This is a genomic window from Streptomyces sp. NBC_00258, assembly GCF_036182465.1.
Classification (GTDB): domain Bacteria; phylum Actinomycetota; class Actinomycetes; order Streptomycetales; family Streptomycetaceae; genus Streptomyces.
In genome coordinates, this window is record NZ_CP108081.1 from 4,459,903 (window position 1) to 4,486,258 (window position 26,356).

Below are 26,356 nucleotides of genomic sequence, written 5' to 3' on the forward strand. Positions count from 1 at the left end.
TGAGGGTTCTGCGCGGCTGGACGGCATCTGCTGGCACCAACCTGAACCTTCTCGATCATGAAAGGAGAGGCCTTGGTCTGGGTTCCAAGGCCTCTCCCCCGGGTCCGCCAACGTCCTGTCACGGGGTTGCCGTGAAGACCTGGGTTCCGGTATCCCCGATGGATGGAGGGTGACTGCCGGAAATCGGGTTGACCTGTGTGATCAGGACCAGATATAAGTCAAGATCACGAAGATGACGATCAGAAGACCGAGGGTCGTCCCTCCAGCGGTCTTCATGGCCTCGTAGTACGAGACCCCCTCCATGGCCCGATGGAGGACACCCGCGAAGCCGCCGACGATGATCGCGGCCAGGATCGCGATGACCGCGTCGGTCTTCTTGTTCCTCGGGGGCTGCGGAGCCCCTGGGAGCTGCGGGCTGTTCTGCGTTGCCGTCATGGCTCGCTGCACCTTCGTCAACCGCCTGTGAAGGATGACCTGTCGGATTCGGGCTGGCGAAGTTGCCCGGCCGCTGACGCGGCTTCACCCCAAGGGCTGCTCGGCCCGGTCATGGCGTGACCGTCCCGGCGACCCGTCGTGCCTGGGTCCTCCACTCCTGCCGATCCCATGAAGAGACCGGTCATCCGGACGGCGGCAGGACTCGGCGTCCGCCCGGACCGCCCCACCTCCGTCGGTGAGGACTTGTGACGAGGATCATCTACGGCTACTTGGGAGTAACGCGAACTCGGAACCGTATTTGTGGGGTTACTCACCACTCACCCGATCGGGTGGACATGATGGCCAATCACCCAAGGTCAAAAGGACTTTGACGTTGTATCAGGTCAGCACGTTGCAGGAGTCCACGTGTGCCGTCGACGTGGTTCCGGACGGAGCTATGCGGCCCCGTGCTCGATGGCCTCCAGAGAGTTCCGACGGATCCCCTCCCGCTGGCCTCCGTATCAATTTCCGTCTCATTCAGTCCCGTTCACGGTCGTTCAGACCAGACCCAAAGCCTTCCGGCATCAACGCCCCCCATGAACGCAGATGAACGCCCCTGCACCCGCCCCAACACCTAACCAACACAGTTGGAAAGCGTGTTGCTGTCTGCCAAGGGGCGGGCAGTTACGAGTGAGTCACGAGAGGATGCATGCGGTCCGCTAGCCGCCATGATCTCCGATTATGGAATGGCTCTCCCTTGTGATCACCCTGCTGACAGCGTTGGCTGCCTCAGGCGTCGCGATCTGGCAGGTGCGCACGCAGCGAGTCCGACAGGTCGAGGACTTCTACATTGCGCGCTACTGGTCGTTGCTGGACCGGTTGTCGACCCGCACTCTTCGAGGCGTAGACGCTGGCGCCTTGGACGAGGAAGAGGAGGTACCGATACGGCTCTACTTTCGCCTGAGCGAGGACGAGGCCGACCTGCGGGCTCAAGGCTGGGTCTCGGACGACACTTGGCGTGACTGGGGCGGCGCCATCCACGCACAGATGCATCGTCCGGCGTTCGACCGTCTCTGGGCCGAGACCCTCCGGGATTCGGATGCTGGGCGCGACTACGAGTTCAGGCATCTGCGCCAACTTTGGCTCGACGCCGCCTATGACCCGGCGCCAACTCGCACCAGCCGCCAGTGGTTGCGCCGAACTCCGTGGCGAAGGCCCCCGACAGGACACCGACCACCGGCGCCGTGAGGTCGACCGCACCCAAGCGCACCAGATCGGGCGGGGAACAGCGGGGAACCACGGTGAAAGCGACCGAGCCCAAAGAGGCCATAACCCGACCATTCGCCCAGGTCAGCACCCGAGCCAACCGCAGATGATCGCAGCTTCCCAAGCTGAGAGCGCGAGTGCGGCCCTCACCCGGAGGGCACAGCCCCTGCGCCGCTGATCCTTCGTAGCCTGCCAGTTTTGTTGTGGTTGGTGGTGTAGTCAGAACCCGGGCGGCACGGCAGCATGGGCCACCCAGCGGCCAAGGGGGGTCGCGCGAGGGACAGGGGTAAGCGCGAGCCATGGGATTAGGCAGAGAGCTCGGCAAAGACGCGGACAGCTCTGTGACCGTTGGTATCTCATTGATCAGCGCGCCCGCCGTGCCACTGGGGGACGCCGCCGGCGCACACGGCCAGGGTGAGCAGACAGAGACGACGCGATTATTGGGTGCGGCGGCGTACCTACGGCCTGATTCTCCAGCGGAGCTTCGCACGTGGCGAAAGAACGAGTGGGCCAAGTTCAAGAAGAAACTGACGCCCGTCTTCGTCGCGAAGTGGCGGGACAAGAAGCAGGAAGCGCAGGCTGACACTGGCGCGGACGAGATGCCCGAGAAACCTCAGCCGAAGGTGATCATCGGGCCCGACTATGTTCGCTGGGTACGCGACCGCGTCGCCACCACCCGTCCCATCCCATCCTTCGGTTTCGAGCTCACCCCGGTCATAGAGCGCTGCGCCGCCGCCGAGCATCTGCTGTACCTCCGGCGAGCCCTCATCACTCTCGCGGTACTGGCGGGACTCGCCTGCCTGTACACCGCAGCTACCGAGTGGGCGCTAGCTGTCGCGGTCGTGGGCTTGTGGAGCGCCTTCTACCTCGACCGGCTCCTCGCACAACGCCGCCTGGTGCGGGTGACCGCAGAATCCGGTGAAACGGGCACCCAAACGCGCGGCCTCCCCCGGAAAAGCCGTCGCGCCCTGGAAGCCATCAGGCGGCTCAAGTTCGGCACGGTGATTCCGTACGTCACCGAAATCCGTGCGGGCGGCCCCAAGTACCACTTCGTCGGTGCAGGCAAAGTTTGGTACGAGGCCCAGATCGGCATCGACGTCCTGCCTGCTCAGCCAACGCCCAAGAACGATGGCGCACCTGGCCCCGGCATCCCGAACCCCCGCGTCGAAAACCTCCTTGGCACGGCCGGGCCAGAGCCAACCGGTGTCAAACACTTCACCCCGGACAATCTGCTCACCCATGTCGTTCGCGAGCTCGAACGCGGAACCGCGCCCAGCCCCGACTTCCACCCAGATAACCGACTCGAAGCGTACGGCGTCGCCGCAATCTCTGCGGAGCGATGGAAGAGCATCACTCCCGAGCAATGGACGTCACTGAGTGTCCTGGCCGAACATGGCCCCCGGGCCGTCGGTGCGGGACGGACTCCGAAGGTAGCCCGCCGGTTCCTGTGCGCCCGCGTCATCTCCTGGGACGGTGAATTGGTAGCTTCAGTCTTCGTTGGCTTCGCCTATGAGGACCACTACCTGCGGGTCACCATCCGCCCTCACGTGATCAACCCACTCCACCCGACTCTCCGCACCGCTGACAGTGAGGCCGCCCGCTCCGGTTGGTCCTGGCACCGCCGGGCCTGGCTAGCCTCGGCGGTGGACGTGGTGCTGATGCTCATTCGGCTGTTCAACCCCGGCAAGGATCGCCGGCGCCCCGAACTCGATAAGCAGAAAGGTCCTGTGAGCCTGCGCGAGGCATACTCGACCCGGTACATGGACGACATGCTCCAGTACGACGACGCGCGCCGCTACATCGAGATGATGCAACGGCGCATCTTCGACTCGGTCAAGAAATTCCTCGTCGATCACAACGTCGACATCGGCTCCTACGTGGATCAGACCACGGTCATTCTCCAGAACTCTGGCGTCATCAACTACGGCGAAATGGGCTCCGTACAGAACCAGCCCGGCGCCGTGAACTCCCAGATGAACACCCGGCCCCCGACGACAGGAGGTACAGCGTGATCCGCAGGAATAGCCAGCCCCCGGGCGATAACTCCGGCATCGTGAACTACGGGGCTATGGGCAACGTCCAGAACCAGCCGGGCGCCACTAATTCCCACCAGAATCAGACCAACACCGGCACCGGCCCGGATCAGCTGAAAGAATTCACCACCTTACTCGACCGCATCCGACAGCAGTTGGCGGCCGATCAGGACCGCGTCAACGACTATCAGCAGTGCGTCATCCTCCTCGACCTCACCGCGCAGCAACGCCTCGACGACACAGGCGGCCGCTCCACGGCCAGGACCATGCTGGAACAGATCCTGGCCAAATGCGACGGCGTACCCGGACTCGTATCCCTACTCAGCTCCGCTCTCTCCTTGATCGCCACCTTCGCCTGACGTATAACGACCCAACACCGGAACATCCTTCGACGTACGCCCGTCAGCCGAGGACCAAACGAGGTCGCGCTTGCCGTCGTCCGTCGTAAGGGTGCGGGGACGGGAGACGCCCATTTGGCCACAAGTCACATCACTCCCATCCCGCGCTTGGCGAGTCGCCGAAATTCTCGCGTGTACGTGTCGATGATTTCCCTGGCGTCTTGGTAGAGCTCGCGGACGGCCATGTGCACATCGAAAACGAGCAGTTGATCCTCACGTGTCTGGTGGGACCGTATTTCGCCGTCAACGTACGAGGCCTTACGACGTACGACCCCGGGCATCTCCCACAGGGTTAGGGGGTTCGCAGCCATGGACGTCCAGCGCGGCGCTGCCCTGGACATTTGAGGAGCTATCGCCAACCACGGGTCGGAAGGCGTATGCCCGGTGAGAGCGGGAAGCAATTGAATCCTCGCTTCGACGAACGGAGCGCAGAATTTCGTCAGTTCGTCCTGCAAGGTGTCCACCTTGGCTACGGTCGCTGCCTTAACGCTCGCGCGCCCTGTGAAGCGACCTACCACAGCGGTGGCCGCCGCTCCAGCGACTGCGCCTCCCAGGCCGATCAGCGCCACAGGGATCTCAGACTGAGCCACCCGCCCCCCTCTGCGCGTGCTACCGCAATCAGCACGATTGTGGCAGCGGTTCAGTCCCGATGAAACCTCCAGGAAGTCGGAGTAGGGCGTCTCTTACTCCGATGACGGGCTACCTCACACCGGTGTCGATACCCGGGCCCACTCAGTGGACATGTTGGCGCCGCGGACAGAGTAGGAGCCAGGTCTCGCACGGGTGCCGCCTACCGGAGCAACTCACTCGACGGATCAGCCTCTTACACAGTGACATCAACGACGGCAGACGACCGTGGATGAGGAGGTCCTTCAGCGCTCACTCCCCCGCCTGTCGAGGGCTGTCCTCTCTCGGACACCCGGGCAAGGATCGAACTCCTGAAGCGGATGTCAAGGCAGTTGTCGTTGAGGAAACCACATACGCATGGGGCGGTCGCCCCTGCCGTCCCGTCCGGGCTGCGGCGCTGGGGCGCCGGTCCCGGTCGGGCGGACAGGGGCGGCCGCAGTGCACGAAACGTGCACCGTCATGCCAAAGCCCTGCGTGCCGGTTGCTGCGACGGAGGCATTCGGCGCACAGGGCCGGGGTCCGGTTCGCGTGAGGGGGAGTTTCAACCGACCACAGCGGACCGGAGTCATGGGCGGCAGCAGTTCTCAGGTCACTGGAGTATCCCGGTGGTCACGCTCGCTGGGTGTAGGCGCCGCACGGTCAGTCATCTCCGCAGCTAAACCGGAGGCGATCAACTCAGCCAGGAGTGCTGCCGCTTCCGGTCGGATCGAGCCCAGGCTTACCATGCCGTCGCCGAAGACGTTCACGTCGGCGCTGAGGCCGGGGAAGTCTGACTCCAAGCCGAGCGCGGCCAGTTGTAGTGCCAGCGTTTCGGCACCGCGCCGAGCGCGAACCCATCCGCGCACATAAGGCACACCGGGCATCAGGTTCTCGGCCCGCTTCGCCACCACTCCTCGCCGGTCCGTCATGACTTCCCCGCTCCTTTAGTTCTCTCGTAAGTTCGTCGGGCCGCTACACACGCCGTCCGCACTCTGCGGGCAGGACAGCGCACGTTTCAGGAGCTCTGCCAACCGCTCCGCCGTCTCCGGCGATACGCGCCCGAGTTCGATCAGCCCATGGCCGAACGCGTTCAAGTCCGCCCGCAGGTACGGGAAGTCCTTCTCCAGGCCCGCCGCCACAAGGACGTCGCGCAGCGCGCTCGTGGCACCCCGCGCGGCGTACCACCCTTCGCTTTCGAGCGGAGACCAACGGGCGATGCCGTCGCGCTCCTCGCCCTCACTGTTCATTGGCCGCCGCCTCCAGGACTTCGGCCGTCGCAGCCTCAGGGTTCGGGTATTGCTCGCTGTAGTGATCGACCCGCGCGAGGAGGTCAGCAGCGGCCACGAACATGAAGGCCAGCGCAACTGCACGTAGTGGGTCGGCCTCTGGCCGGCGGACCGGAGCTCGGAGCCATTGGTAGCGGTCGCCCGACATGGGCATGGGGCCAGGCACCACGACGAACGAGTTGTCGCCCAGGTACCTGTACGGCGGTGGGTTGTCGGTCGCCCTGGCCAGGAAGCGGACAAAGCGTCCCTGCCAACGGGAGTTGAGGAAGAACCCGACCCGTCGGGCCGCGTGGTCGATCATGACCGGGCCGAGCGGCATTTGCCGGCGTACGAGCAGATCGAAGGTTTCCAAGCCGATGCGCTGGTCGATCGCCACGACATCGAAGAGACGGCCCGTCGGCAGCATTCGCGGCCCACGCGGATCGTCCGCCCACCGCGCCCTGCACATCTCCGGATCGTCAGCGGCAGCAGACAGCCACTCGACGCCTCTTCTGGTCATCCTCTGCACGCCATCTCACCTCTGTCGGGCTGCGCCGACGGCCGCTCTGCCGCCGCAGATCCAGACTGGTCCCAGGGCTCCTGAACTGGGCAGATGACGAGAGGTGATGGGAGGTGACGCGGCACCTCCCCGTACGTCATCCCCCGTCACCCCACACTCGGCAAAGGCAACTTCGGCTACAGCGCGTGCATGAGGACTGGCGGCGCGTACATTCGACTGTGGGACTGGCTTGTTGTACGGCACACGAGAGGGAAAGAAGGGGCGCGTTTCCGATGCAGCCGATCGGTGTCCGCTTACGTGAAGCCCGTACCAACCGAGGCTGGAGTCAACCGCGTCTCGTACGTGAGTTGCGTCAGGTCGCCGCGCGACGTGGGCACCAACTCCCGGCGGACGCCAGCGTGAAGCGACGTATCGCCAGTTGGGAGAACGGCCACAGCGTCCCTGACGAGTTCTATGGGCCGTTCCTCAGCGTTGCGTTCGGCACAAGCGCCGCGGAACTCGGGCTGAACCATGCCGATGGAGCGGACTCGGCCTTCTTGGAGGCCGGCTACCCGGACAGTCCCGATGCCGCCATTGAGTCGGTCGGGTGGCTATGGCGTGCTGATCTCAACGGCTATGAGCCGTTGTTCGAGGCCCCGGCGTCCGAACCTGCGTGGAATGAAGCGTCCCTCCGGTGGCTTGTGGCGCCCGAGCCGTCGTTCCCCGCCGCGCCGCGGAACAGTGTGGTGAGTGTCGGCCTCGCCGATGTGGCAACGGTCAAGACGACCGCCGATATGTTCGCCCAGCTCGATGACCGGTTCGGAGGCGACCACGCGCGGCATTCCGTGATCCAGTTCCTGAGTCGCGATGTCACTCCGCTGCTGAGCGGCCAGTACACCGAGCCCGTCGGCCGCGCACTCTTCTCCACCGTCGCCGAGGCGACTCTCCTCGCGGGTTGGATGTCGTACGACGCCTGCCATCACGGCCTCGCTCAGCGGTACTTCCTACAGGCATTGCGGCTCGCCCAGGACGCCAACGATCGCCGCCTCGCCGGGAGCATCCTCTCCGCGATGAGCCACCAGGCCACGTTCCTGGGCCGCTATACGCAGGCCGCAACGCTCGCCCGAGCGGCGCTCATGGGGATCTCGCCCGTGGCGACGCCGACGCTTCGCGCGCAGTTCCACGCGATGGAGGCCCGCGCTCTGGCCCGTACCGGCGACGCTCGGGCATGCGAACTCGCCTTGGCAGCAGCGACGAAGACCCTGGAGAGTCGGAACAGCGACGACGAGCCCGAGTGGATCAGCTATTTCGACGAAGCGGAACTCGCCGCCGAGGCCGCCCACTGCTTCCGGGACGTCAACAGCGCCCGCCAAGCCGTTGCCCACGCGTCGAACGCGATGAGCGGCAGCCACGTCCGGAGTGATTTCTTCGCAACGATGGTTCTCGCCGACGCACACCTACGCGCCGGCGATCTCGAAGAGGCGTGCCGGGTGGCCCTGGACGCGCTGGACCTCGGCGAGCAGCTGAAGTCCGCTCGCTGCGTCAGCTACCTCGCCGAGTTCCAGCAGCACTTGGCGACCATCGGCCCTACGGCCGTCCTCCGGGACTTCTACGAACAGGCAGCGGACCAGCGACTGTGGTACGCCGCCGCCGCCGGGCTCTCCACTGCATAGAGCTTGCACGTGGTGGGGCCGCCACTTCGAGTTGCTGCGACCCCACGGGAGGCGAGAACAGTCGTCACTTCTTGCACTGATGGCAAGCCTTGAGGTCTTGCTTCTCCGCTTCCTCCCTGGAGATCTCCGTCATCCCCTTGAAGGTCTCCGGCTTGCCGTTCAGTGCAGGGCAGTCAGGGTCGGTGTGATACGCGTAGCGGTACTCCCCGATACGGACATGAACGTTACTCATGGTCGATCCCTTCTGCGTGCTGGCCTTGCCGTGCTGCCGTCGCGCCAGGGTCGAGTCAGTTCCGCGAGCCGCACCGTCATGGGGGACGGCTCGCGCAATGGCAAAGTCACCCACGCGCCGGATTGGACACTCTCGTCAACGAGCACGGTCAGCCAAAGAGGCGGCCCTTCAGAACGGCTGCCAGTCCTTCCGACTGCCGCCCGTGCGCAGGGCGCGAACGCGGCGGGCGAACTCGTCGGCGGACCGCTCGCTCGTGGCGACCTGGTGCCCGACCCAGACGACCATCATCAACTCGCGCAGATCAGCGAGTACTTCGTAGCCCGGCCAGTTCATCAGGTCGAAGCCGTACCGGTGGACGAACTCCTCGTACTGTGCCCGCGTGTGCCAGCCGTACCGCTCGTAGTAGATCGCGGTGAGGATCAGATCCCACTCGCGAGGAGCCAGCGCGAAGCCGTCGAGGTCGATGAGGACCGCTTGGCCGTCTCGGTGGCGGAGTACGTTGCCTATGTTGGCGTCCCCGTGGATCATCCCGAACGGGAGCACGAAGTCCAGCCGGTCGTAGTCCTTGTTCAGCTTTCCGGCTCGTTCCTCCAGGAACGCGCGGTCGTCCGCCGTTACGCCGTCCATCTGCCGGAGCGACCCCCAGAGCTTCGCGAAGGGGTCGAAGTACGGGAGCCTCAGGGACTCCGGCTCTTCGAGCCAGTGCAAGCGGCGGAGCAGGTCGGCCAGCTCACCCACCGTGGCGTACTCCTCGTGCTCCTGCACGCTCTCCCAGAACGTCACGACCCGGCCGCCGACCACCAAGGGTTGCGTCACCCTGGCCGGCACCCGAGTTGCTGGAAGGTCCTCCGCCTCCAGCCATCGGGCAACCCGTACGGCCCGCTCCATCTCCTCCAGGACATCGGGGTCGCGAGCAACGCGGACGATGACCGGCGACGCCGATAAGCGGTATACGGCGTTGGAGCCGAGCCGCAGCAACTCAGCGCCGTCGGGGTCCAGTCCTGCCGTCCCGCACGCCTCTCGCAGGACCACCTCAAGGCCGTCTGCCGTGAACTCCGTACCGCCGTCCTGGCCCCCGCCGCTGCCCGAGATCATGCCTTCGACCATACGGCGCTGCCCCGCCGCTCGACAGGCCGCCCACGTAATAGGGGCGTGATGACCTTGCTCAGCAGGCCCCGTGCCGACCGCTCCCTCGCAGGCCAGAGCGTCAATGGCCTCACGACCTCACCCGGGCTCCGGAGCCGTGTGCGCAGGTTCGAATCCTGCCGGGGGCACCCTTTATGAGGTGCCCGAAGACCCCGCCATCAGCGATTCAGCTGAGGACGGGGTCTTGGCGTATGTGCGGGCGGATGCGGCCGGATGCGGCTCCATGACTGTGGTCACGTAACGACAGCTTAATGATCTTGATGTGCCTCGCCGCAGGTCAGGCCGACTCTCGGAGAGGTCCCGGGGAACTCCGCAAAGTACCTGAGCGGGTAGACGATCTTGTGATGTTCTGCTTTCCGTGGACGGTGTTCTCTCGACCCTCATCGCAGTCATCGGAACGCTACTGGGCGTCGGTGTGACGCACCTGTTTCAACGCAGAGCGTCTGCGCGCGACAAGGTGTTCGCAGCTCAGCAACAACTCCGCTCAGATCGGATGGCTGTCTACAGCGACTTCGCCGGAGCGCTGACCGAGTACAGGCGAGGCCAACTGGATCGCTGGCACCGCAAGAGCGAAGATCCAGACAGCTCTGCATGCTTCGAGGCTCGAACCGAGGCCTACCGGCTCCGCGGGGTCGCCCTCCACGCGATGTTCCGAGTTCAGCTCATAGCAAGCGGGCAGACGTTGATCGACGCCGCGCGAGATGCCTACGCACACGCATCCAACCTCCACAAAGCATCCGACAAGACAGAACTGAGCACTCTCGGTACACAGGCACGAGAAGCTCTGGAGCACTTCATCACGCTCGCCTCGTCCGACGTGCAATGAGACGAGCCGAATACCGTGGAAGCCCCGGGTCCCTCCACGGGTTCCACGGTTGGCTGAGCAACTCTGATCAGTAGTCATGCATCCCTCAACTACACGCCCACCTCTTCTCCCAAGCCCTTCAGGATGCTGTCCTTCATCTCTTGCTCCTGGCCGTCGACTTACTTTGCGTAGACCTTCAGCACGACGTCGACCTAGGGGGCCCGCGCGAGCAGCCACTCCACGGCGCAGGCACTCCCCACAACCCCCTGCGTCGATGGCCAGTGGACGCCGCGTTCGCCGTCCTCTGGCCCGCAGGCGCATCGAGTCCGCCCGCCACCTGGGCCGTCACCGTTGGATCGTTGAGCGCACCATCGGCCGGCTGTCGGGGACGCGGCGTCCTCACCGACGGTATGAACGAAAGCCGGAAGATTTCCTTTCCTTCCCCGCCATATCCTGAACTCTCATGAGATCAACCGGATTTCGGCTCAGGAGAGTGCCGCCGAGGTGGCAGGCCGGGGTGGCGTCACTCCGTGTTGGCGGCGAACCGGTCGGTGCCCAGCACCGTGAGCAGGGTTAGTTTCTCGTGGCTTTCCGTGCCCGGGGTGGCGGTGAATATGAGGAGGGACTGGCCCTGGTCCGGCTCCAGGAGGAGTTGGCAGTAGAGGTCCAGTCGGCCGACCTGGGGGTGGATGAAGCGTTTGGTGTCGCTCCGGCGCAGGCCCACCTCGTGACGCTCCCACAAGCGGGCGAACTCGTCGCTGGTGCGCAGCAGGATGTCCGCCAGCTCCGCCGCGGGGGAGCCGGGGCCGTCCCGGGTGGCAGCCGCGCGCAGAAGGGCGGCATTGGTCCGGCTGTTGTTGTCGTGCTGCTCGGGGTGGTACCGCTCGCGGGCGGCCGGATCGGTAAACCAGCGGTACGTCGCGCTGCGGGCGTTGCCGGTGTACTGGGTCTGCTCGCCGAGCAATGCCACCGCGGACGGCGTCTGCAGCAACGTCTCGCCCATCGGGCCCATGACCTGTGCTGTCGTGCCGGCCAAGCCGTCCATCACTCGCATCAGGCCGGGGCTCACGTGCTGAAGCCGCAGGTCACGTCGTGCGGTGCGGTAGCCGGCGAGCAGGAACAGGTGATCACGTTCGTCCGGGGTCAGCCGCAGGCCGCGGGCGATGGCCGCGACCATCTGCTCCGACGGCTGCGGCCCGTCACCGCGTTCCAGCCGGGCGAAGTAGTCGGCGGACATGGTGCACAGCTCCGCCACCTCCTCGCGGCGCAGGCCCGGAGCGCGTCGGCGTTCCCCGCGTCGCAGGCCGACGTCCTCCGGTTGCAGCGCCGTGCGCCGGGTGCGCAGAAAGGCGCCGAGGGACGAGCGGTCGAACGTATGGTCCATGTTCCCCATCGTTGGCCATCCGGCGCGGCTTAGCCACGACCTCCCATTCAGTGGTTCCGCATGTCCTTCCACCGCCCGTGGCGCGGCGAGTTCACTGGCTTTGCGATCACCGGTCGCCGCGGATTCCGGACTGCGGATCCCGAAACGCGAATCCTGACCCACGGAGCCAAGATCCATGACCAGCATGAGCAGTTGGACAGCGAACGACCTCCCCGATCTGACCGGCCGTACGGTGGTGATCACCGGCGCCGGCCGCGGCCTCGGCCTGATCACGGCACGCGAGCTCGCCCGTGCCGGTGCCCGCGTCGTGCTGGGGGTACGCGACACCGGCAAGGCCCGCCGCGCCGTCGACGGCCTGCCCGGCATCTTCGACGTCAGACCACTCGACGTATCGGATCTGACCTCGGTGCGAGCCTTCGCCGCCGCCTGGTCCGGTGACATCGACATCCTGATCAACAACGCCGGTGTGATGGACATCCCCGCCGCGCGTACCGCCGACGGCCTCGATCTGCAGACCACCACCAACTACACCGGTCCCTTTCTGCTGACCAACCGGCTGCTCGAGCGCGTCTCCGACCGCGTGGTGCACGTCACCAGCGAGCTGCACAAGCAGGGCTGGATCGACCTGGACGACCTCGACTGGCGGACGCGCAAGCACAACGGGATGCAGGCCTACCAGGCGTCGAAGCTCGCTGTCGTCCTGTTCTCTCTGGAGCTGCAGCGTCGGCTGACCGCCGCCGGTAGTGCCGTGCGCTCGGTGCTTGCCAGCCCCGGCATCGCCCGTACCTCGCTGGCGGCCCAGTCCCGGTCGAACGTCATCAACCGGTTCACGTTCCTCACCAACGCCCCTGAGCGCGGAGCGCTGTCGCTGCTCTTCGCCGCGACGCAGGACGTCCCCGGCAACTCCTACGTCGGACCGGACGGTCTGGGCGGCTTCCGGGGCTCCCCGGCCATCCGCAGACAGGGCAAGGCCGGTCTCGACTCCGCCATGGCCGGCCGGCTGTGGGACGCGACCACCGACCTCGTCGGTGCGGTTGTCCGATGAGCGGCCCAATGAACTACCTGGAGGCCGCCCCACGCCGAGATCTACGTACCGCACGGCTTTCCGGAACAGACCGTCGACCTGGGCGTAGATCTCGCCCGGCTCCCTCGGTGGCACCTTGAAAGATCATCAGCGATCCCCCTACAACGACCTGGTGGAGACATGACTTTGCAGACACACGACATCGGCGGCGGCGGCCTGGTCGCCTCCGTCGAGGGCCTCGGCACCATGGGCATGACCGCGATGTACGGCACCCCGGACGAGGCCGAGGCGATCAGAACTGTTCACCGGGCGGTAGAGCTGGGCGTCACGATGTTCGACACCGCGGACATGTACGGGCCCTTCAGCGGCGAGGAACTGCTCGGCCGGGCGCTGAAGGGCCGCCGTGGCGAACTGACCGTCGCGACGAAGGGTGGTGGCGTCACTCTCGACGGGACCGGGAAGATCGTCGGCGGTCCCAACGGGCGACCCGACTACCTACGAGCGGGTGTGGAAGGCTCGTTGGGCCGGCTGGGCACGGATCACATCGACCTGTACTATCTGCACCGGGTCGACCCGGGCGTGCCTGTCGAGGAGACATTCGGCGCCCTCGCCGATCTGGTGGCGGAGGGGAAGCTGCGGTACCTCGGTATCAGCGAGGCGTCCCCGGCGAGTATCCGGGCAGCGCACGCGGTGGCCCCGCTGTCGGCGGTGCAGACCGAGTACTCGTTGTTCAGCCGCACCGTCGAAGTCAACGGCGTGCTCGACACGGTCCGTGAACTGGGCATCGGATTCGTCGCGTACGCCCCGCTCGGCCGCGGCTTCCTCACCGGAGCCGTGCGATCGGTGCACGACCTGCCGGCCCACGACTTCCGTCGCACGTCGCCGCGCTTCGCCGACACGAACCTGGAACAGAACCTGTCACTTCTCGACCGGATCGTCGCGACGGCGGACAGCCTCGGCGTGACGACCGGTCAACTCGCCCTCGCCTGGGTGCTCGCCCAGGACGGAGTCACTGCCCTCCCCGGAACCAAGCGGCGCACGTGGCTCGAGCAGAACGTCGCAGCCGCCGCCGTCGAACTCGACCCCGCAACCGTCGCCGGGCTGAGCGCCGCGATCCCGGTCGGAGCCGTGGCGGGAGACCGCTACGCGCCGATGGGCATGGCCTCCATCCAGGAGTGATCCCGGTACCCGTCCGAAGCGACCGGCGTCGTTGGTTCGAGGTGAGTGCGCCGGCTCAGCACTGCTGGTCGTACTGGAGGCTGGAATACCGTCGGGCGGCGATGTCCTCCCGTGTGCCCACGATCAGGTTCATGGTGAATACGTTGTAGTCGATCGCCTGCCCGGCCATTTGCGCGAAGAGCACGAGATCGCCCTCGTCCGGTGCCATGTCCCACGGGTCGGAGTGCCCGCCGATCTGTACGCAGACTCCGGGGCGATGTCCACCGAAGGCCATGTCGAGGACGGCTTCCTCGAAACCGTCCAGCGTGTCCTCCGCTCCGTCCTCGGCCAGGAACGCGCGGGTCTGTGGGCCCTCTTCCCAGTCACTGTCGAGGGTCAGCCCGGGCATGGGATACAGGGTGCGTGGTTCGTAGACCCTGACCTGCTCGGCCTCACCGTTGAATTCATATGTCGCGGAGCGTTCCGTGGTGCGTGCTCCGGCAGGGATGTGGAGCACCACGGACGAGTCCGGCGGGTACTCGATCTCTGTGAACAACAACAGGTGCCCATCGGCGGGCAGTTCGATGTCCAGGACGTCGTGAGGCAGGGCCGCGCAGTCGACGCTCAGCACGAGCGGATTTCTCGGTTCGGGCCAGTCCACCCCGTCCGGCAGTGCGGGGAGCCCGCCCGTTCGTGCGGCGGGGCGGGCGTTTCCCCGCCGGGACGCAGGCACTTCCTCGTGCGGCACCAGATACAGGCACGGCCGCGTCCGGGCCATCAACTCCTGTGCGACGGGGCCGGGAACGCCGTACTCGGCGGCCGTCCTGAGAAGGAGCTGTTCCTCGATCGATGTCATGGCCGCGATCGTGCCATGGGCCACTGACAGGTCGTCGATCGTCGAATTGCCGCGGCTGAAGGTCCTCAGTGGTGGTTCTTCCGGACCACGTTGATGACGGGAGCCCATACGTGCGGCTCCGAGCCGTCGAAGTAGGTTGCTTGTGAGTTGAGGACGTGTCGGCCTGGTGCGAGGTCTGTCAGCCATGCCACCCACCCGCAGGCGGTGAAGGTCGCGGGCTGTGCGGGTACGTTCAGGAAGTTGTCCGGCCTCAGCTGAACCGCCTGCTGCGGTGCGCAGATTGCGAAGCGTCGCTTTTGGAGATCGATGGGCCTGCCGCCGTCGACGGTGAGCCGCACCGACTCGGTGTTGGTCCGGAGGTCCGTCCAGGCGCATTTGCGTTGGGCGGCTTCGCCGACCGCGTAGTACGGGGGCTCCTCGACGTCGTCGCAGACAGTCATGAGTCCGAGGACGAACACCGCCGTTCCTTCTTTCACGGTGCAGTTCTGCGGGGGTCCGTTTCCAATGGCCAGGAGAACCTTGCCGGTTCGTCCGAGCTTCACGCACCGTTCGCCGTTTTCGAACCATGGATTCTCCGCCGCCGGCAGGGTGAACGTCCGATGCCAGCCCTCTCCCATGGCATCTCGCCCGGTCAGTCCGTCCAACTTCTTGCGCGGCTCGACGATGCGGCCTTCACCGCCGTGGTCACCGTGACCGGAAGCGGTGGGCATGGCCCCCGCTTGAAGCGCGGCGACCAACGTCATGATCAATAAAACTGACCACCTGGCACGGCGCGGACGTGGCATGGCGCCCTCCCCCAAGCAGAAATGGTGTGGGCCGTTCCCATGCCCGAACACCCTAGGGGCGTACTGAAGGGTATGACCCGTGGCCGCGAAGACGGCGAGCCGAGGAGGCCGCAGAGGCAGGTTGCACGGTAGGCGGGACGGCCGTCGGTCCCCTTACGGCACCCTCTGGATCAGCGGAGTGCAAAATTTACCCTGCGCAATGATTGCATTGTGCTTCTCATCCGTACCCCCTGAGGACCGAGCCGTTCACCCAGGAGGCACCATGCGCGTAACGCAACGCACGGCAGGAACCGTATTCGTGATCGGCGGGCTGGCCGTGACGCTCACCGCGCTCGCCTACCCCGCCCTCGTCGGGATCGAGAAGACGGCGACCAACCAGGAGCGGATCATCGCCAACACCCGGTACGGGCCGGTGACGGAGGCCGACCGGGACTTCGTCATCAAGGTTCGGGCGGCGGGGTTGTGGGAGCACCCGCTGGGGCTGATGGCCATGGAGCGGGGGACGACCCCGGAGATGAAGGAGGCCGGCGAGCATCTGGTCGCGGGGCACTCCGGGCTCGACGAGCTGTGCCGGAAGATCGCTCCCGAGTTGGGCATCACCCTGCCCAACCAGGCCAGCCCGCAACAGCAGCAGTTCGTGGCGACCGTGGACGGGAACACCGGCAAGCAGTTCGACACGACCGCGGTGAACATCATGCGGGTGACGCACGGGCAGATCTTCCCGACCATCGCCAAGATCCGGGCCAGTACCCAGAACACCATGATCCGGCAGCTGGCCGACCTGGCCAACGACACCGTCCTCGACCACATCACCGTGTTGGAGAAGACCGACCTCGTCAACTACGACCAGGTCAACTTCCAGCAGACCACCCCGCCGAAGCTCCCCAAGGACGAGATGACGCCGCCGGCGCCGCAGCCGGGCTCGCCCGTTCTCGTCCTCAACGAGCCTCCGGGGCTGGATGTGAACACGAGTTCCCCGACGCCGGCTCCCAGCCCGAGCGCCGGTTGAACCGGGCCGGAGGGAAAGAAGGTTTCAGGCCTCGTGTGTGGCCGGCACGTCCACCCAGCCCAGGGGGTACGGCTCGGCGTCGTCCAGTGCCGGGGCCAGGGGCTCTCCGCCCGCCTCGTTGAACGCCGTCAGCGCGTCGACCAGTGCCTCGCGCTGTTTCGGGGTGAGCCGTTCGACGATCGCGGAGATCTCGGCGCGCCGACGGGCGGTCACGTTCGCGACGGTGCGCCGCCCCTCCTCCGTGAGCTGCAGCAGGGTCTCTCGGCGGTTGGTGGGGTTGGTCTGGCGGTCGGCCAGCCCGGCGGCGATGAGCCGGTCGATCATGCGCATGGCGGTGGACGGCGCGACCTGGAGGAGATCGGCGAGCGTGACCAGTTTGGTGGCGCCGCGTGTGGCGAGCACCACCAGCATCCGGACCTGCGGCAGCGTCACGCGCTCCTCGACCTCGGCGAGCGAACGCGCCGAGACCGCGACGAGAAGGCGGGAGGCGGTCATCACCGCATGGGTCACCGCGTCGACATCGTCCTTGGCCCCGGCGGGGGTCTCGTGCTCCGGCATGTGTCCTTTCTATCCCGCCGAGGTACCCGACCACTCACCTGATCCGCACAGATTTTCCTTCTCCATGACCTGCGTACGGGGAAGACGGCCCGCCGGTCAGGCCGTGCCCGGGTAGAGGTCAACGGCCCGGGGCCGGGCCCGTACTCCTCCGGACGATCAGTTCGACCGGTACGACGCGGCCGACGGCCGGCTCGGGCGGGCCGTCCAGCTGGGACAGGAGCAGGCGCAGGGAACGGGTGCCGATCTCGGGGAAGTCGGTGCGGACCGTGGTCAGCGGGGGCAGCAGGTGCGCGGCCTCGGGGATGTCGTCGTAGCCGACGACGCTGACGTCGTCGGGGACGTGGCGGCCCGCCTCGTACAGGGCCCGCAGCAGGCCCAGGGCCATCTGGTCGTTGGAGGCGAAGATCGCGGTGACGTCGGGCCGGCCGGCCAGTTGGCGGCCAAGTTCGTAGCCCGAGTCTGCACTCCAGTCGCCGATGAGAGGTTCGGGGATCTCGGCCCCGGCCGCCTCCAGCGTGGCCCTCCAGGCCTCCACCCTTCGGTCCGCCGACAGCCAGCCCGTGGGGCCCGCGATGTGCCAGACCGTCGCGTGGCCCAGCGCCAGCAGATGTTCCGTGGCCTTGCGCGCGCCCGCGCGGTTGTCCGCCGTGACGAAGGACGCGTCCTTGCCCAGGTCGTTCTCCAGCACCATCAGCGGGGTGTCCAACTGCGCCTCCGCCAGCGCCCTGCCCACCCAGCGCTGCGGGGCGATGGCGATCACACCGTCCGCGCCCTCGGCCGACAGCGTGTCCACGGCCCGTACGACGGTGGCCCGGTCCGCCGTGTCCAGCGCGATGGAACTCACCAGGTAACCGGCTTCCTGGGCCGCCGTGTTGATCGCGGTCAGGATCGAGGCCGGGCCGAACCGCGCCGCGTCGAAGGAGATCACGCCCAGCATGCGCGTTCTTCCGCTGGCCAGAGAGCGGGCGCTGCGGCTCGGGCGGTAGCCGAGCGTGCGCATGGCCGTCAGGACCGACTCACGGGTCTCGGGGCGGACGGACGGGTTGTCGTTCAGCACGCGGGACACGGTCTGCTTGGAGACACCGGCCAGGCGCGCCACGTCGTCCATCACCGGCCGCGCTCCCGCGAAGTTGCGGCGGCTGCGGCCCTTGGGGAGGTCCTTGGGAGGGCCTTGGGGCGGCGCGCCGTCACCGGCACTTCGGGTCATGACGGGTGATGTCCTTCGGGTTCGTGCCGGCGGTCGTGCCCCGCCCGGCTGGCCCACAGGATAGGCCGCCCGGCGGGAGAGGGGCCCCGGGGGCTCAGCCCGCCCTCGTCACCCATGTGCGGGCCGTCACCCACTCGACGCGCCCGATGCTCGCCGCCACCGCTCTCCCGTCTCCGTTCGTCCGTCCGGCCACCGCTCCTCCCACGTCCCCACCCGTGTCCGCCGCCACCGCTCCCCCGGTGTCGCCCGCCTCCGCCGCCACGTACACCCGGGCGTCCGGGTGGCGAGGCAGCACCCGCAGCCGCAGGCCCTCCTCCCTGAGGGCCTCCGCGGGGAGCCGGTCCAGGGCGATGTCCCAGACCCGCCCCGAGGCGAACTGGTCCGCCACGAGCGTGTCCCCCACGTACGCCCGCGCCACGTCCCCGCTCCAGTGGACGCGCAGGAGGGTGCCCTCGCGCGGAAGGCCGTCCGGCACGGCGATTTCGTACTCGGCGGCCGCCGGGGTGTCGAAGTGCTTGTCCGCCGGGGCGCTCGCCCGGCCCAGCACACCCGTCACCGGCTCGGGCGCCGGTGCCGCCGAAGCCCGAATCAGCGTGGCCGACGCCTCCGCGACAGCCTGGCCGCCGCCACCCTGCACCGTGTAGCGCGTGAGCACCCCGTCCGCCGCCTCCCGAACGACCGCCCCGGTCACCCCGGCTGCCGCTGGCCCCGCCCACGTCACCACCGGCGCCCGCTCCGGCGCCGGCAGCACCGCGAACGACACCTCCCCGGCCCGTCGACCGTGCACCCGCACCTCGCCCTGTCCACCCCGACCGTCCCCCGCGTGCTCGTCGAAGACGACACCGTCGGCGCAGAGCACCAGCCGCTCGGTTCCCCACGCGACACCCCGGTAGGCGGTGCGGGCCGTCGCCGCGTCCAGGACCAGCAGGCCGACCTGGTTGCCGTCCGTCGTGATGACCTCGACGAGTGCGTCGGTGCCGGGCCGCAGCCCGGTGACCAGGACGCGCCCGCCGACGGAGGAGACCTGCCGCGTCGGAGCGTAGACCGACTTCAACGTGCTGGTGTCCAGGGCGAGTTCGGGGGCGATCCCGTCGACGGCGGCCAGCACCAGGACCGTACGACCGTCCGCGTCGACCGTGCAGACGGGCTGGGCGGTGGCCCAGTCGAGCCGCAGTCCGGCCACGTCGAGCCGTAACGGCCAGCAGAAGTAGGCCCCCTGAGGAACCGTCACCGGTGTGCTGGGAAACGTCAGTTCGCCGGCGTCCGGGAATTCGACCGTGAACGACGTGTCCGGATGGTCCGGCAGCGGCTCGTGCGGCTGATGGTTGTTGACGAAGAGGAACCCGGACCGCCCGTCCGCGCGGACCGCCCACCTGAGTGTCTCCCGGTCGTACTGTCCGGCCGGCTGCCGCTCGGGAAGCACGGACTCCATGGGCGCGATCAGATGACCGAAGTCGGCCAGCATCAGGTGGTGGAGCCGCAGTTCGTCGTACGTGGGCCGGTACTGGCCGTACTCGCCGAGCGGTGCCTGGAAGTCGTACGTCAGGACGGGGAGGTCGTTCGGATATCCGGTGGCGTGGGACTCCTGAAGAGTCGTCGACTCGCCCTGCGGGTTGGTGCCGCCGTGGAACATGTAGTAGCCCTGCCACACCGAACCGCAGCCGATCTTGGTGAGGCCGAGGGCGCCGATGTCGGCGGCGTCGACGCGCGGGCGGCGGTGATAGGCGACCGCCATGCCGCCGCCCAACTCGCAGGTGGCCCAGGGGAATCGGTCCTCCAGGGCCGTCGGGTCGCTGCCGCGAACCGTCGTCGGGCGCAGATCGGCGCCGATGCCCTCGTCGTCGCGCTGGTGGGTGAAGAAGAAGTGCTTGCGGCAGGTGTCGGGCCAGCCGCCGTCCGCCTCCGTCCAGAAGGTCTCGGGGTAGCCGCCGTAGAGCGGAAGCAGTTCGTCGGGCGGGAGCTGGACGCCGCCCCACGCCGTCGACGTCCAGAGCGGGGCGCTCAGTCCGGCCTCCTGTGCCATGCGCTTCAGCGTCAGCAGATGGCCCGGCCGGTCGTAGAGCTCGTTCTCGATCTGGATCGCGACGATCGGGCCGCCGTGCGCACGGTCGAGCCCGCGCAGCTGCCCGGCGATCGCCTCGAACCAGGTGCGTACGGGTGCCAGATAGGCCGGATCGTCCGTGCGCGGGGTGCAGGCGCGGGCGAGCAGCCAGTCGGGGAGGCCGCCGTTGCGCACCTCCGCGTGGGACCAGGGACCGATACGCGGGATGAAGTCCAGGCCGTGGCGGCCACAGAGTTCGGCGAAACGCCGCAGGTCCCTGTCGCCGTCGAAGCGGATGCGGCCCTCGGCCTCCTCGTGGTGGATCCAGATGACGTAGCTGGCGACGGCGGTCACCCCGCCCGCCTTCATCTTCAGGAGTTCCTCCTCCCAGTCCCGGGCCGGGTAGCGGGTGTAGTGGAACTCGCCGGAGACCGGGAACCAGGGACGGCCGCCGCGTGTGAGGTACCGGCTGGTGACCTCGATCGGGTCGGGGACGCCGGGGGCGTCGCCGAAGGGGAGATGGCCGGTCAGCGGGGTCCCGGTGGGCGCGGGAACACGCAAGTGGTGGGGCATCAGGGCTTCACCGGGCCGAGGTCGGGCGTGTCGGTGAGCAGCGCGCGCGGGCCGGTCGTGGCCTGGAGCTCCAGCAGGACCAGTTCGTTGGTGCCGCGACGCAGTACGGGTGCCGGCACGTACAGCGTGCGCTGCGGGCCGCGGTTCCAGTAGCGGCCGAGGTGGAAGCCGTTGACCCAGGCCTGTCCCTTGGTCCAGCCGGGCAGGGAGAGGAACGTGTCGGCGGGCGCGTGGACCTCGAAGGTGCCGTGGTGGAAGGCGGGACCGGCGTCCGCGGGTGCTTCGGACGCCGGGGCGAAGGGCACGGATCCCAGGTTGTCGAGTGTCAGTGGATGGCAGTCCCAGCCCTGCAGGACCGTGCCCTTGAAGGTGACGGGGCCGAGCAGCCCCTTCGGCGCGCCGATGCGCGGGCCGTAGTTGACGCCGCCCATGTTCTCCACGAGCACGTCGAGCGAGGCACCGGCCCGCGGAACGCGCACGGGCAGGGCCTCCTCATGGCGTTCACGTTCGAGTACGCCGACGGGGGCGCCGTCCACGAAGACCTGCGCGCGGTCGCCGACACCGCCCGAGAAATGCAGGAGTCCGTCGCCGTGGAGCGGGACCGTGGTGCGGTACAGGACGTACCCCGACCGCAGGCCCAGCTCCTCCGCGGTCACCGGGTCGGCGTCGACGCGTACGGGCTTGGCCAGGGCGGTCGCGTGCGGAAGCAGTGCGGCCCGGCGGTCCAACTCCACTGTGGTGAGCGGGAGTTTGCGGGCCGGTGCCGGGACCGGCTCGTCGGGGACGGGGGCGTGGCGGGCGATCACCTCGCGGAAGGCGTGGTACTTGGGGCCGGGGTCGCCGGACTCGGTGAGGGCGGCGTCGTAGTCGTACGACGTCACGATCGGCTCGTACGCGTGGTCGTGGTTGGCGCCGTTGGTGAAGGCGAAGTTGGTGCCGCCGTGGAACATGTAGATGTTCACGGACGCGCCGGCCGAGAGCAGCCGGTCGAGATCGGCAGCGGCATCATCGGCATCCCGCACATGATGCGGCTCGCCCCAGTGGTCGAACCAGCCGATCCAGAACTCCGCGCACATCAGGGGCCCTTCGGGCTGGTGGGCGCGCAACTGCTCCAGGGAGGACTCGATCCTGCTGCCGAAGGTGCCGGTGCTGAGGACGCCGGGCAGGCTGCCGGCCGCCAGGTGTTCGGGGTTGGCCTGGTCGCAGGTGAAGAGGAGTTCCTCGATGCCGCGCGAGCGCAGGGACCGGGCGAGGTGTTCGAGGTACGCGGTGTCGGTGCCGTACGCCCCGTACTCGTTCTCCACCTGTACGGCGATCACCGGGCCGCCGTTCGCGGCCAGTTGGGGCACGATCGGGGGCAGCAGCAGGTCGAGATAGCGGTCGAGCGCGTCCGTGAAGCGGGGATCGCTGGAGCGCAGCCGGATGTCGGGGTCGGTGGTCAGCCAGGAGGGCAGACCACCGCCGTCCCACTCGGCGCAGATGTACGGGCCGGGGCGCAGCAGGACGTGCAGTCCCTCGGAGCGGGCGAGGCGCAGAAAGCGCGGCAGGTCGAGGAACCCGTCGAGGACGAGGGTGCCGGGCTCCGGCTGGTGGAGGTTCCACGGCACGTACGTCTCCACCGTGTTGAGGCCCATCAGACGGGCCTTGCGGAGCCGGTCGGTCCACTGGTCGGGGTGGATGCGGAAGTAGTGCATCGCGCCGGAGATGATGCGGAACGGCTCACCGTGGAGGAGGAAACCGTCGGACGACGTCGTCAGAGCGGACATGAGGGGAACTTCCTTTCGGTTCAACCGAGTTCAGCCGGGGCCCCGGTCGTGCCGGGCCGGGGACGGGAGTGTTCTTCAGCGGACGCAGGCGTCGGCATCGGCATGGGCGTCGGTGTGGGCATCGGGATCGGCGTGGGCGTCGGCACCGGCGGTTCGCGTCGCGCGGATCAGCCACACCGTGGCCGCCAGACACAGCGCCGAGACCGCGCCCAGCAGGAGGGGCACCGCGCGGACGCCGGACCACTCGATGGCCTTGCCGAGCGCGGGCCCGGCCGCGACCCCGCCGACCATGGACGCGGCGATGACCACCGCTCCGGCCCTACGGGCCCGCGGGGCGGCCCTGTTGAGCCAGGGCAGCCCGGTGGGGAAGATCGGCGCGATGAACAGCCCGACACCGGCGTACGCGTAGGGGGCGAGCCCCGGTACGGCGGCCAGCAGCAGGCAGACCGTCATGCCGGCGCACGAGACGGTGATGATGGCTTGGGCGGAGTACCGCAGCGCGATCGGTGCCACGAGAAAGCGGCCGACGGTCATCATCAGCCAGTACACGGAGGTGGCGGTGGCGGCGACCCCGGCGCCATAACCGACCGTCTCCAGATGGGTGGGCTCCCAGCCGCCGACACCCGCCTCGATACCCACGTGCAGGACATAGAGGGTGACGAAGACGGCGAGTACGGACCCGAGGCTGCGGCCGAGCACCTGCCCGCCACGACCGGCCTCCGTACTGCCGGTGGCGGGATGCGGCACATGGTCGCGTACGCCCTTGAGGCAGAGCAGCAGCGGCAGGTTGGCGGCGGCGAAGACGAGGAAGACCGCCGGATAGTGCTCGGAGCCGACCAGACCGATCAGGGCCGGGCCGAGGATCGCGCCGATGCCGAAGTGTGCGTTGAGGATGTTGAGCATGGCGGTCGAGCGATGGCCGAAGCCGACGGCGAACAGCTGGTTGAGCCCGTAGTCGATGCCGCCGAAGCCCAGCCCGGCGAGCAGGGCCGCGGCCAGGGCCGGCGGCCAGCGCGAAGCCGGCCGCGCCGACGGCCATCAGCAGGTACGAGGCACCGAGGATCTGCCGGTTGCCGAGCCGCCCGTACAGCCGGTCGAAGAGAAGGACCCCCGCGACGCCACCGACGAAGTGTGCGCTCAGCCCCAGCCCGGCCGCCGAGGGCGAGAGCCCGAACTCCTCGCGGAAGGCGGGGATCGCGGGACCGTACAGCGCCTGGAGCGCACCGATGAGGACGAAGCCCACACAGGAGGCGACGACGGCCGCCCTGCTGAACACGGGTTTGTCCGGGGCCACTTGGGCATGCCTCGGGACGCTCGCGACCGGCGACGCGGTCGTCGGGCCTGTCACGTGGTCACTCACGCGGGACTCCAGTCGACGGCCCACGCTCCCGTGGGCGACGAGCCGCCCCGGACGCCGGCGGCAGCGCTACGAGAACCATGATGTTACCGGTAACTCAAAGCCGTCAAGATCCCCGCAGCAGGACAGTGCGGGGTGGGGTCGCGACCCGGGAGGGAGTCCGGCCGCGGAGGCCCGGAGTCGGTCAGGACAGGGTGGCGCGCAGGGCGGCGTGGAGGCCGGCCGGGTCGGTCCAGTGCCGGGTCCTGGTCGGCGGCACCCGCCAGTGCAGGCCGGGGGCGTACGTGCGGTGCCGCGGCGGGATGGCCACATGAGACCCCGGGCCGAGGATCTGGGCCGGAGGGAGGTGCCAGTCGACGGCCTCGCCGGGCGGGACGAGCCAGTACAGAATGCCGTTGCCGCCGTAGCCGTCCTCGATGACGGCTCCCGTGCGCGGTCCGAGATGTTCGAGGATGCTCAGGCCCGTGGCGAGGGGAACCCGCACCGCGTCCCACCACTCGCCGGCCGGCAGTGTCCGCACGCCGGGGCCGAGGGGCCGCAGCCACCTGGGGGCATCGCTGCTCGGCATGGTCCGGCTCTCACCGCCTCTCGCCCGGGGAAGACGACCCTAGGGCGGACGCGATTCACCAACTTGCCAGTACGCGTAGGGAACTTGTCGACATGCGCAGCACGTCCCACGCGCTCTCGTTCGCGAACCCTACGGCCGCGTAACGTCACCCGCCGTATTGGGTTCGAGCGGTTCGCGTTTCGGAAACTGGGAGGCTCCCATGTCAGAGCAGGGCTCCATCGTCATCGACCCGTCCGGTCGCGACATCCACGGCGAGGCGGCACGGATACGCGAGCGCGGTCCGGTGACACGAGTTGAGCTCCCCGACGGTGTGGAGGCCTGGGCGGTCAGCAGTACGGACCTCCTCAAGAAGCTGCTCACCGACCCACGGGTGTCGAAGGACCCGCGGCAGCACTGGCCGGTGTGGATCAACGGGGAGATCTCCCCGGAGTGGCCGCTGTTCACCTGGGTCGCCGTGCAGAACATGTTCACGGCGTACGGCGGGGAGCACAAACGCCTGCGGACCCTGGTGGCGAAGGCGTTCACCGGCCGCCGGACGGCCGCGCTCCAGCCGCGTGTCGAGGAGATCACCAAGACCCTGCTCGACCGTATCGACGAGGCCGGGCGGCGGGGCGAGGTCGTCGACCTTCGCGAGGAGTTCTGCTACCCGCTGCCGATCCAGGTGATCAGCGAGCTGTTCGGACTGCCCGAGGAGAAGGGCGCGGAGTTGCGGGCCGTCGTGGACGGCATCTTCAACACCGCCGCCACCCCGGAGGAGGTCACGGACATCTACACGCGGCTGTACGCGGCCCTGGGTGAACTCGTCGCCGCCAAGCGGGAGTCGCCCGGCGACGATCTCACCTCCGGGCTCATCGCCGCGCGCGACGACGAGGGCGACACGCGGCTCAGCGAGCAGGAGCTGCTCGACACGCTGGTGCTGATGATCAGCGCGGGGCATGAGACCACGGTCAACCTCATCGACAACGCGATTCACGCGCTGCTGACCCACCCCGAGCAGTTGGCACACGTCCGGGCGGGGCGGGCCACCTGGGACGACGTGATCGAGGAGACCCTGCGGGTGCAGGCGCCGGTGGCCAGCCTGCCGTTGCGGTACGCCGTGGAGGACCTGGCGCTCGGTGAACTGGGCGGGCCCGAGGGTGTGGTGATCGCCAAGGGTGAGGCGATCCTCGCGGCGTACGCCGCCGCCGGGCGTAATCCCGTGGACCACGGGGCGGACGCCGACCGGTTCGACGTCACGCGCCTCGGCAAGGAGCACCTGGCCTTCGGCCACGGGGTCCACTTCTGCCTCGGCGCTCCGCTGGGCCGCATGGAGGCCCGCATCGCGCTGCCTGCCCTCTTCGAGCGCTACCCCGACCTCGAACTCGCCGTTCCTGACCAGGAGTTGGACCCGGTGGCATCCTTCATCTCCAACGGCCACCGGTACCTGCCGGTAAGGCTCAGCGGCTGACCTCCGGTCGGGTGAACGGGCTTCGGGTGGGTGGGGGTCGGGGTGCTCCGTCGGCCGCGGACCGTCGTGGTTGCTCGCGCCGTTCCCCGCGCCCCTGAAAGCCGGTGCCTGGGGCCGGTTCATCACGTGCCGGCCGTCCTGGGTTGCTCGCGCCGTTCCCCGCGCCCCTAAAAGCCGGTGCCTGGGGCCGGTTCATCACGTGCCGGCCGTCCTGGGTTGCTCGCGCCGTTCCCCGCGCCCCTGAAGGGGCGCCGCCCGCCGATCGCCGCGCCTCTGGCGGGGGCCG

24 protein-coding genes, 1 pseudogene and 1 riboswitch are annotated in these 26,356 nt (G+C 68.1%); of the genes and pseudogenes, 9 read left to right on the top strand and 16 right to left on the bottom strand.

Annotation, left to right across the window (positions count from 1 at the left end; all coding sequences use genetic code 11):
- Nucleotides 1-201 precede the first annotated feature (201 nt).
- The gene (locus tag OG718_RS19715; protein WP_328844704.1) at nucleotides 202-435 is read right to left on the bottom strand and encodes a hypothetical protein; all 234 of its coding nucleotides are present in this window, start codon (nucleotides 433-435) and stop codon (nucleotides 202-204) included.
- Nucleotides 436-442: 7 nt separating this feature from the next.
- Nucleotides 443-624: riboswitch (cyclic di-AMP (ydaO/yuaA leader) on the bottom strand.
- Between the two features lie 549 nt (nucleotides 625-1,173).
- On the opposite strand from OG718_RS19715, the gene OG718_RS19720 reads away from it, so the two are divergent.
- The 3 genes from OG718_RS19720 to OG718_RS19730 all read left to right on the top strand — a co-directional run bounded on the left by OG718_RS19720 (nucleotide 1,174) and on the right by OG718_RS19730 (nucleotide 4,072).
- Nucleotides 1,174-1,662, top strand: a complete 489-nt coding sequence (locus OG718_RS19720) for a hypothetical protein (protein WP_328844705.1) — start codon at nucleotides 1,174-1,176, stop codon at nucleotides 1,660-1,662.
- Between the two features lie 359 nt (nucleotides 1,663-2,021).
- Complete coding sequence (locus OG718_RS19725) at nucleotides 2,022-3,692, top strand: hypothetical protein (RefSeq protein ID WP_328844706.1); 1,671 nt, start codon at nucleotides 2,022-2,024, stop codon at nucleotides 3,690-3,692.
- Nucleotides 3,689-4,072 (top strand): hypothetical protein, encoded by a 384-nt coding sequence (locus OG718_RS19730; RefSeq protein ID WP_328844707.1) that lies wholly within the window; start codon nucleotides 3,689-3,691, stop codon nucleotides 4,070-4,072. Before OG718_RS19725 ends, OG718_RS19730 begins: the two co-directional genes overlap by 4 nt.
- 125 nt (nucleotides 4,073-4,197) lie before the next feature.
- Here OG718_RS19730 and OG718_RS19735 read toward each other — a convergent pair whose 3' ends face one another.
- The 4 genes from OG718_RS19735 to OG718_RS19750 form a co-directional block, all read right to left on the bottom strand.
- Nucleotides 4,198-4,701: a hypothetical protein gene (locus OG718_RS19735; RefSeq protein ID WP_328844708.1), complete on the bottom strand. Its 504-nt coding sequence runs from the start codon at nucleotides 4,699-4,701 to the stop codon at nucleotides 4,198-4,200.
- Nucleotides 4,702-5,322: 621 nt separating this feature from the next.
- Complete coding sequence (locus OG718_RS19740; RefSeq protein ID WP_328844709.1) at nucleotides 5,323-5,646, bottom strand: hypothetical protein; 324 nt, start codon at nucleotides 5,644-5,646, stop codon at nucleotides 5,323-5,325.
- Between the two features lie 15 nt (nucleotides 5,647-5,661).
- Entirely contained in the window at nucleotides 5,662-5,964 is a 303-nt protein-coding gene (locus OG718_RS19745; protein WP_328844710.1) for a hypothetical protein, read from the bottom strand.
- A complete protein-coding gene (locus OG718_RS19750) occupies nucleotides 5,954-6,502 on the bottom strand; it encodes a bifunctional DNA primase/polymerase (RefSeq protein ID WP_328844712.1) in 549 nt (182 codons plus the stop codon). Before OG718_RS19750 ends, OG718_RS19745 begins: the two co-directional genes overlap by 11 nt.
- Before the next feature lie 398 nt (nucleotides 6,503-6,900).
- On the opposite strand from OG718_RS19750, the gene OG718_RS19755 reads away from it, so the two are divergent.
- A complete protein-coding gene (locus OG718_RS19755) occupies nucleotides 6,901-8,154 on the top strand; it encodes a hypothetical protein (protein WP_328847793.1) in 1,254 nt (417 codons plus the stop codon).
- Between the two features lie 64 nt (nucleotides 8,155-8,218).
- On the opposite strand, the gene OG718_RS19760 is transcribed toward OG718_RS19755, so the two are convergent.
- Complete coding sequence (locus tag OG718_RS19760; RefSeq protein WP_328844713.1) at nucleotides 8,219-8,386, bottom strand: hypothetical protein; 168 nt, start codon at nucleotides 8,384-8,386, stop codon at nucleotides 8,219-8,221.
- Between the two features lie 168 nt (nucleotides 8,387-8,554).
- Nucleotides 8,555-9,481, bottom strand: a complete 927-nt coding sequence (locus tag OG718_RS19765; protein WP_328844714.1) for a phosphotransferase family protein — start codon at nucleotides 9,479-9,481, stop codon at nucleotides 8,555-8,557.
- 409 nt (nucleotides 9,482-9,890) lie between these two features.
- On the opposite strand from OG718_RS19765, the gene OG718_RS19770 reads away from it, so the two are divergent.
- Nucleotides 9,891-10,358, top strand: a complete 468-nt coding sequence (locus OG718_RS19770) for a hypothetical protein (protein WP_143636242.1) — start codon at nucleotides 9,891-9,893, stop codon at nucleotides 10,356-10,358.
- A gap of 502 nt (nucleotides 10,359-10,860) precedes the next feature.
- Here the strand turns inward: OG718_RS19770 and OG718_RS19780 are convergent.
- A complete protein-coding gene (locus OG718_RS19780) occupies nucleotides 10,861-11,721 on the bottom strand; it encodes a helix-turn-helix transcriptional regulator (RefSeq protein ID WP_443055126.1) in 861 nt (286 codons plus the stop codon).
- Between the two features lie 175 nt (nucleotides 11,722-11,896).
- Between OG718_RS19780 and OG718_RS19785 the strand changes: the two genes are divergently transcribed.
- Nucleotides 11,897-12,766 (top strand): SDR family NAD(P)-dependent oxidoreductase, encoded by an 870-nt coding sequence (locus tag OG718_RS19785; RefSeq protein ID WP_443055127.1) that lies wholly within the window; start codon nucleotides 11,897-11,899, stop codon nucleotides 12,764-12,766.
- A gap of 159 nt (nucleotides 12,767-12,925) precedes the next feature.
- Nucleotides 12,926-13,924 carry an aldo/keto reductase gene (locus OG718_RS19790; RefSeq protein ID WP_328844717.1) on the top strand — a complete coding sequence of 333 codons (999 nt, stop codon included), beginning with the start codon at nucleotides 12,926-12,928 and terminating at the stop codon, nucleotides 13,922-13,924.
- Nucleotides 13,925-13,979: 55 nt separating this feature from the next.
- On the opposite strand, the gene OG718_RS19795 is transcribed toward OG718_RS19790, so the two are convergent.
- Nucleotides 13,980-14,759, bottom strand: coding sequence for a DUF1963 domain-containing protein (locus tag OG718_RS19795; protein WP_328844718.1), 780 nt, complete (start codon nucleotides 14,757-14,759; stop codon nucleotides 13,980-13,982).
- 65 nt (nucleotides 14,760-14,824) lie between these two features.
- Nucleotides 14,825-15,544, bottom strand: a complete 720-nt coding sequence (locus OG718_RS19800) for a hypothetical protein (protein WP_306937944.1) — start codon at nucleotides 15,542-15,544, stop codon at nucleotides 14,825-14,827.
- A 262-nt stretch (nucleotides 15,545-15,806) separates the two neighbouring features.
- On the opposite strand from OG718_RS19800, the gene OG718_RS19805 reads away from it, so the two are divergent.
- Complete coding sequence (locus OG718_RS19805) at nucleotides 15,807-16,553, top strand: DUF4142 domain-containing protein (protein ID WP_143636254.1); 747 nt, start codon at nucleotides 15,807-15,809, stop codon at nucleotides 16,551-16,553.
- 24 nt (nucleotides 16,554-16,577) lie between these two features.
- On the opposite strand, the gene OG718_RS19810 is transcribed toward OG718_RS19805, so the two are convergent.
- The 6 genes and pseudogenes from OG718_RS19810 to OG718_RS19835 all read right to left on the bottom strand — a co-directional run bounded on the left by OG718_RS19810 (nucleotide 16,578) and on the right by OG718_RS19835 (nucleotide 24,623).
- Nucleotides 16,578-17,111: a MarR family winged helix-turn-helix transcriptional regulator gene (locus OG718_RS19810; protein WP_306937951.1), complete on the bottom strand. Its 534-nt coding sequence runs from the start codon at nucleotides 17,109-17,111 to the stop codon at nucleotides 16,578-16,580.
- A 118-nt stretch (nucleotides 17,112-17,229) separates the two neighbouring features.
- Complete coding sequence (locus OG718_RS19815; RefSeq protein ID WP_306937953.1) at nucleotides 17,230-18,318, bottom strand: LacI family DNA-binding transcriptional regulator; 1,089 nt, start codon at nucleotides 18,316-18,318, stop codon at nucleotides 17,230-17,232.
- Between the two features lie 94 nt (nucleotides 18,319-18,412).
- Nucleotides 18,413-20,932, bottom strand: coding sequence for a beta-galactosidase (locus tag OG718_RS19820; RefSeq protein ID WP_328844719.1), 2,520 nt, complete (start codon nucleotides 20,930-20,932; stop codon nucleotides 18,413-18,415).
- Nucleotides 20,932-22,698, bottom strand: coding sequence for a glycoside hydrolase family 35 protein (locus OG718_RS19825; protein ID WP_328844720.1), 1,767 nt, complete (start codon nucleotides 22,696-22,698; stop codon nucleotides 20,932-20,934). The genes OG718_RS19820 and OG718_RS19825 overlap by 1 nt, the downstream gene beginning before the upstream one ends.
- A gap of 75 nt (nucleotides 22,699-22,773) precedes the next feature.
- A pseudogene (locus tag OG718_RS19830) lies at nucleotides 22,774-23,974 on the bottom strand (MFS transporter).
- 265 nt (nucleotides 23,975-24,239) lie between these two features.
- Nucleotides 24,240-24,623, bottom strand: coding sequence for a hypothetical protein (locus OG718_RS19835; protein WP_328844721.1), 384 nt, complete (start codon nucleotides 24,621-24,623; stop codon nucleotides 24,240-24,242).
- A 199-nt stretch (nucleotides 24,624-24,822) separates the two neighbouring features.
- Between OG718_RS19835 and OG718_RS19840 the strand changes: the two genes are divergently transcribed.
- Nucleotides 24,823-26,070, top strand: coding sequence for a cytochrome P450 family protein (locus OG718_RS19840; RefSeq protein WP_143636266.1), 1,248 nt, complete (start codon nucleotides 24,823-24,825; stop codon nucleotides 26,068-26,070).
- Nucleotides 26,071-26,356 lie beyond the last annotated feature (286 nt).

Bases quoted from the DNA above. Each gene is read 5' to 3' on its own strand.
- OG718_RS19810 (WP_306937951.1), bottom strand. From the start codon at position 17,111: ATGCCGGAGCACGAGACCCCCGCCGGGGCCAAGGACGATGTCGACGCG.
- OG718_RS19745 (WP_328844710.1), bottom strand. From the start codon at position 5,964: ATGAACAGTGAGGGCGAGGAGCGCGACGGCATCGCCCGTTGGTCTCCG.
- OG718_RS19790 (WP_328844717.1), top strand. From the start codon at position 12,926: ATGACTTTGCAGACACACGACATCGGCGGCGGCGGCCTGGTCGCCTCC.
- OG718_RS19795 (WP_328844718.1), bottom strand. From the start codon at position 14,759: ATGACATCGATCGAGGAACAGCTCCTTCTCAGGACGGCCGCCGAGTAC.
- OG718_RS19765 (WP_328844714.1), bottom strand. From the start codon at position 9,481: ATGATCTCGGGCAGCGGCGGGGGCCAGGACGGCGGTACGGAGTTCACG.
- OG718_RS19825 (WP_328844720.1), bottom strand. From the start codon at position 22,698: ATGTCCGCTCTGACGACGTCGTCCGACGGTTTCCTCCTCCACGGTGAG.
- OG718_RS19820 (WP_328844719.1), bottom strand. From the start codon at position 20,932: ATGCCCCACCACTTGCGTGTTCCCGCGCCCACCGGGACCCCGCTGACC.
- OG718_RS19780 (WP_443055126.1), bottom strand. From the start codon at position 11,721: ATGGACCATACGTTCGACCGCTCGTCCCTCGGCGCCTTTCTGCGCACC.
- OG718_RS19805 (WP_143636254.1), top strand. From the start codon at position 15,807: ATGCGCGTAACGCAACGCACGGCAGGAACCGTATTCGTGATCGGCGGG.
- OG718_RS19835 (WP_328844721.1), bottom strand. From the start codon at position 24,623: ATGCCGAGCAGCGATGCCCCCAGGTGGCTGCGGCCCCTCGGCCCCGGC.
- OG718_RS19815 (WP_306937953.1), bottom strand. From the start codon at position 18,318: ATGACCCGAAGTGCCGGTGACGGCGCGCCGCCCCAAGGCCCTCCCAAG.
- OG718_RS19785 (WP_443055127.1), top strand. From the start codon at position 11,897: ATGACCAGCATGAGCAGTTGGACAGCGAACGACCTCCCCGATCTGACC.
- OG718_RS19760 (WP_328844713.1), bottom strand. From the start codon at position 8,386: ATGAGTAACGTTCATGTCCGTATCGGGGAGTACCGCTACGCGTATCAC.
- OG718_RS19800 (WP_306937944.1), bottom strand. From the start codon at position 15,544: ATGCCACGTCCGCGCCGTGCCAGGTGGTCAGTTTTATTGATCATGACG.
- OG718_RS19750 (WP_328844712.1), bottom strand. From the start codon at position 6,502: ATGACCAGAAGAGGCGTCGAGTGGCTGTCTGCTGCCGCTGACGATCCG.
- OG718_RS19715 (WP_328844704.1), bottom strand. From the start codon at position 435: ATGACGGCAACGCAGAACAGCCCGCAGCTCCCAGGGGCTCCGCAGCCC.
- OG718_RS19740 (WP_328844709.1), bottom strand. From the start codon at position 5,646: ATGACGGACCGGCGAGGAGTGGTGGCGAAGCGGGCCGAGAACCTGATG.
- OG718_RS19840 (WP_143636266.1), top strand. From the start codon at position 24,823: ATGTCAGAGCAGGGCTCCATCGTCATCGACCCGTCCGGTCGCGACATC.